The organism is Flectobacillus sp., assembly GCF_049240685.1.
GTDB lineage: Bacteria > Bacteroidota > Bacteroidia > Cytophagales > Spirosomataceae > Flectobacillus.
The window spans coordinates 1-5,282 of the sequence record NZ_JBMLSD010000309.1; the positions used below are offsets into that span (position 1 = coordinate 1).

The following is a 5,282-nucleotide window of genomic DNA, read 5'->3' on the forward strand; positions in this document are numbered from 1 at the left end:
GCTCAAAAATTAAATTTTTCTAACTGATACTGTTGCTTGAAATACAGATTGTGCATTTCCTCTAAATGCGCCATGAATAGGAGATACCAGCGCAGGCATTGCTGAGGTAGCCAAAGGGATATGTCGACCCGAAACCAAACAGTTTTGGGTAGGGTCATAGCCTCGCCAACCACCACCTGGTAAGTACACATTCACCCAAGCATGCAAATATTGGGGCTGATTTGGGTCACTAAAATAATATCCACTCACAAATTTGGAAGCTATACCCAAGGCTCGGCACATGGCCATAAATAAGACAGAATAGTCGCGGCAAGAACCACGTCGCTCCAGTAAGGTTTTTTCTGGAGAATACGCATCTCCTTCTTCTCGGATTTCGTAGGTAAAAGAATGTATAAATTTGTTAAGTTCCGATAAAAAACTACTTGTATCCCAATTGACACTTGCGGCCAACTGCCTTGCTGTTTGGTCTACAAGCGTTGTTACACCTTTCCGATTAAGATAAGACTGTAAAGAATCATTCAAATCGTTGGCATATTTGATGGGTAGACGACTAGACTCGAAAGGATGATAAATGAATGAATAAGGATTAAACTCTGTTACCTCTATTTCAGACTCAGCCTTGATGCTCAGTTGTCTTGTACTTTTGTTAAAAAATACTATATGCTGAATATTATCTGCCGAGTCGATATTTTTGGATATAAAATCAGGAGAGGGTAAAATTTGAAGCGAATATTTCTCAACTTTGAGATATGGACCTTGCTTGGGGTGGAGGTACAAATAGTGTGGTTCAAGCCATACATCACTACTATAATCATACAACAAAGTGTGGGTAATCGCTAGTTTCATAAGTATCTTAGATGAGTTTTATCGAGATTAGTTTAGTGGGTATATTTAGCAAGAAAAGAGTAAAATACAAGAAAAATGAGTTCTAGTATTTTACTCTTTTATAACATTTAACGGCTGAAAAGGTTCTATGATTCTTGTGAAATCAAAGATTTGTCCATGATGCTTTGAACCCATTCATCATTTAGGTTATTCATCGAATCCTTCAACAAATTGGTCCACTGTTTACTGATGCTTTCCATTTCTTCTTTTTCAAGTCTGTGTTCGATTAAATGGAAGCTATTTTTTTGATAAACGATTACATCTATAGGATAATCAACATCAGTAGCACTTACCTGTGTGGCATCAAATGACAAAAAGCCAAGCTTTAAAGCATCTTCCAATGAAGTTTCATAGTTGAGTCCACGATTCAATAGAGGCTTACCATAATTAGAGTTTCCAATAATTTGGTAACGAAGTCCTTCATTGATTTCAATCCAGTTACCTTCTGGGAATACCAAAAACAGTTTGTGCTCATCATCCTTGGCCATTTGCCCCCCAATAATCGAATGAAGATTGAAGTGATATCCTTCCGACTTTAGCATTTCTTTGTCTTCTTTAGCAACCTTGCGTAAGATTTCACCAAAGGCATTCACAGCTTCAAACATATAGTCGAAGGTGACCCCTTGGTCTTCGGTCATTCTATTAAAATAGGTAATAGATTTGTCGCGAACCGAACGAAGCCCCGCTGTCATGATAAACAATGAATGTTTGCCAACCTCATGCAATGAGACTTTTTTGTTTGAGTACATTTCTGTCCCAGCTGTAATTCTTGTATCAGCAATTGCCACGAGTCCGCCTCGGACTTTAATTCCTAAACAGTATGTCATTTGATTTGTAGTGAAAAACGTTGATACACCTTTTGTAGCAATCGTTTTGTGGTTAAATATGTCTCAAAGGGATTTGAAAAGCCATGTATTTTACTATCCAAGTCTAAACTCTCTCTAGGTTAAAAATACTTACGGATTTAAGCTTCAGCGCTTTAAAATTATGGAAATTTAAAGTCAAAGATTAATTCCATCGTTTTAATCAAAATCAGAAATAATACATTTTTCAAAAAAATGAATGTATTAATTTGTTGATTAATAGAGGAATAGTAAAAAAGGAGATTCTCAAAAGCATCACAAAGATAAAAAAACTTGAGACTAAGCACTAATACTCGGTTGTATTATTCGCTAACTACAGGTTTTAAATCAAAATAGGTTTCGAAAATGGCACGTCCTACTCCATTATTTTTGGTTTGAAATTCATCCAAATATTGGTGAAGCCCTTTTTCAAAAATATCTTCAATCTCAGTAAATTCTACCTCAGAACGGAGACGGCTGATAGCTTTTTCGGCCTCATTCGAATAACCATTTGTTACCGAAGTTCCCGATATCTCATACAAGGATAGTTCTGCTTGACGTAAACAATGCATTACCGAGCGAGGAAAACGTTTATCCAACAACAAAAACTCAACGATTTTGGTAGGGTTCATAACAGGGTATTGCTGACGGAACATATTATAGGCACTCACCGAACGAAGCACTGCCGACCACAGCATCAAGTCGAGCGGCGAACCAATAGACTCGATACTTGGCAATAAGGTAAAGTATTTTACATCCAAAAAGCGGGTAGTTTTGTCGGTACGTTCAATTAATCTACCCAAGCGACCAAAATGCCAGCCTTCACCTCGAGTAATAGTAGAGTCGACGATACCATAAAATAACTGACTACCAGTTTTGATATTTTCTAAAAAACCTTGATACTGTGACAGTTCCCAAGATTTACTCTCGTGTGTAGCATTTTTTACTGTCCAATAAATCTGATTGACATACTCCCACATTTCTTTGGAGATACTCTCGCGGATGGTACGGGCATTTTCGCGAGCATTCAGTAAACATGAAAGAATAGAGTTTGGGTTACGAACATCAAACGTCATGAAATAAAGGATATTCTCGCGAGTTGGCTCATCATAATGTTCTTTAAAAATAAAATGGTCGGCCGTAGCAATGATTAAAGGTTCCCACTGCTCAGGAACATTGGGAGGCAAGTCAAGCGCCAAGTTGAAGTTAACAGAAATAAAACGGGCATAATTGTCGGCACGCTCAATGTAGCGATTCATCCAATAAATAGAATTAGCAACTCGACTTAGCATAAGTTTCTAGGATTAAGTTGGAAAATTGTTTTTGATTAAAAGTTCACAGAACCTTTAAGTATAAATGCTTAATTATTTTATGAGTCATTGAATCACCCAAATAAAATTAAGTTTTTTTTATAAAAAACCAATGATTGTAAAATAAAAAACTGTAAAATGCCGAATTGTTGAGTTTTAATTTGGACATAGCAGATAATAATTTAGATTATTTGGTTGTTTTAGGCATTCAGCGAAATTTTTGCAGTAATTTTTTACTTATTTACTTGATTAATATTCTGAAAATTTACGTAATTGCAAAAGAATATTAATAGACGCTTAATATTTACTTTAATATAACCTTTTCTAAATTATATGATAAATCGTTTACTATCAACACTAAAAGCTTCAATCGGGTATAAATACTTGGAATACTCCAGCTCAAAGCTACTATTTTTTAAAAGTTACATTTTAGTAACTGTACAAAGAAGTTAGACCATTTAAACTCAATTTTAATCTTTCTCCAATCTTATCTCTAAAAGTCGAATTCCTATTTTCGACTCCTTGTCATTGATAGTCATTACCGACCATCAAACTGTTTTTAATTTATAGCGGTAGTTATATCTTCTAGTTAAATTGTTATTACCGACGGTTTCTTGCGACGAAACTTGGTGGTTGCTGTTTTCAGGAATTTTTCAGTGAAGTATTGTATACTGAACCCCAACCAATATCCAAGATGAAAATCCTCAAGAAATGACGTTGTGGTTTGCTGAAGATTGATAGCTAAGTTGGTAAGAAAAAAGAAGTTAATAGTATATCAGTTAATGGAATGTATTCATCTTTAGAATGAAACTACAGATATATTATTGGTTTAATTTTTCATTGTATCTTCTTACCTAATCATTTGTGCCGCATAAATTAAGCGTATTGCTCGACAAAACCGAAAAGAGTCACTCTGGTGTATTTACTATTTCTCTGAATTTTGTAATTAACAGTTTCAAACATTTGAAGAAATGCGCATTAGACTAAGTGCTGAACTAGAGACTTTAAATTTTGTCCAGTAAACAGGCTTTTGTAATAAATCCTCTGAGATTTTGAGAAAATTCAGGATGAAATAGCATGAGGGTTTATTCAATGGAATCAAACCAGTTGTGAAACAACAAGGAAAAGAAATTGCCCTATTTTTCAAAGAAATCATTAATCATTCATAACTATAATCTTAACTAAATTAACAAATAACATGACAAAAAGACTCTTTACTCTTTTGTTTGTAATGCTGTTGACAAATGCCGTAATGGCACAGTTCAGCGTGAAAGGTATCGTAAAGGATGCCAAGACCAATGCCCCAATGCAGGGTGTAACCGTATCAGTTGTGGGCAAAGCAATAGGAACCACTACAAGTTCTGGAGGTGAATACGTACTTAAGCTTGGAAAAGGAAGCGCACAGGTTAGATACTCATTTGTTGGTTATGGCTCGGTAACTAAATCTATTACGATTTCATCTTCGGATGTTACAGAAGATGTAAGTTTGGAACCATCGACAGATCAATTAGCAGAAGTAGTTGTAGTAGGTAGCCGTGCATCGCAGCGTACCTCTACAGACACGCCTCTACCAATTGATATTTTGTCGGCACAGGAATTGAAAACCACTGGACAAACATCATTTGATAAAGCATTACAGTATCGTGTGCCATCCTTCAACACTGTAAATACGCCTGTAAACGATGCCACGTCTTTGCTTGACCCTTACGAAATTCGTAACATGGGACCAAGCCGTACCTTGATTTTGATTAATGGTAAACGTAAAAATACCTCTGCCTTGATGTACATCCAAACATCGCCAGGTCGTGGTGAAAGTGGGGCTGATATTTCGGCAATTCCTCAACAAGCTATCAAACGTGTAGAAATCTTGCGTGATGGTGCTTCTGCCCAATATGGTTCGGATGCGATTGCAGGGGTAATGAACATCATTTTGAAAGATAAATTTGAATACGGTTCTGCGACCTTGAGCTTAGGTACGACCCACAAAGGAGACGGAAATAGCCTAAGTTTTGCCGTAAATAATGGCGCTTCTTTTGGTGAAAAAGGGTATGTTAATTATACCATCGAATTTAATAGAACTACCTTAGCCAACCGCCCAGGAATCGTGAGTGCAGAGGCTGAAGCTGATGCAAGCTTAGGTTTTGATGCACCTTTAGCGACAGTTAGAAGCTTTTTGGCTCAAAAACCAGATGCAGGTAATATCAACGGCCAGCCTGAAAACACAGCTGCTAAGTTTTTGATTAAT

The 5,282-nt window shown here is 36.4% G+C and carries 4 protein-coding genes; 1 reads left to right on the plus strand and 3 read right to left on the minus strand.

Going from position 1 to position 5,282, the window contains the following annotated elements:
* Positions 1-9: 9 nt before the first annotated feature.
* The 3 genes from ACOVQ4_RS14085 to ACOVQ4_RS14095 form a co-directional block, all read right to left on the minus strand.
* Positions 10-846 (minus strand): transglutaminase family protein, encoded by an 837-nt coding sequence (locus ACOVQ4_RS14085; protein WP_421821267.1) that lies wholly within the window; start codon positions 844-846, stop codon positions 10-12.
* 125 nt (positions 847-971) lie between these two features.
* The gene (locus ACOVQ4_RS14090) at positions 972-1,712 is read right to left on the minus strand and encodes a peptidase (protein WP_421821268.1); all 741 of its coding nucleotides are present in this window, start codon (positions 1,710-1,712) and stop codon (positions 972-974) included.
* A gap of 338 nt (positions 1,713-2,050) precedes the next feature.
* Positions 2,051-3,019, minus strand: a complete 969-nt coding sequence (locus ACOVQ4_RS14095; RefSeq protein WP_421821269.1) for an alpha-E domain-containing protein — start codon at positions 3,017-3,019, stop codon at positions 2,051-2,053.
* A gap of 1,216 nt (positions 3,020-4,235) precedes the next feature.
* Between ACOVQ4_RS14095 and ACOVQ4_RS14100 the strand changes: the two genes are divergently transcribed.
* Positions 4,236-5,282 (plus strand): TonB-dependent receptor (locus tag ACOVQ4_RS14100; RefSeq protein WP_421821270.1); only part of this gene is annotated, 1,047 nt, incomplete at its 3' end.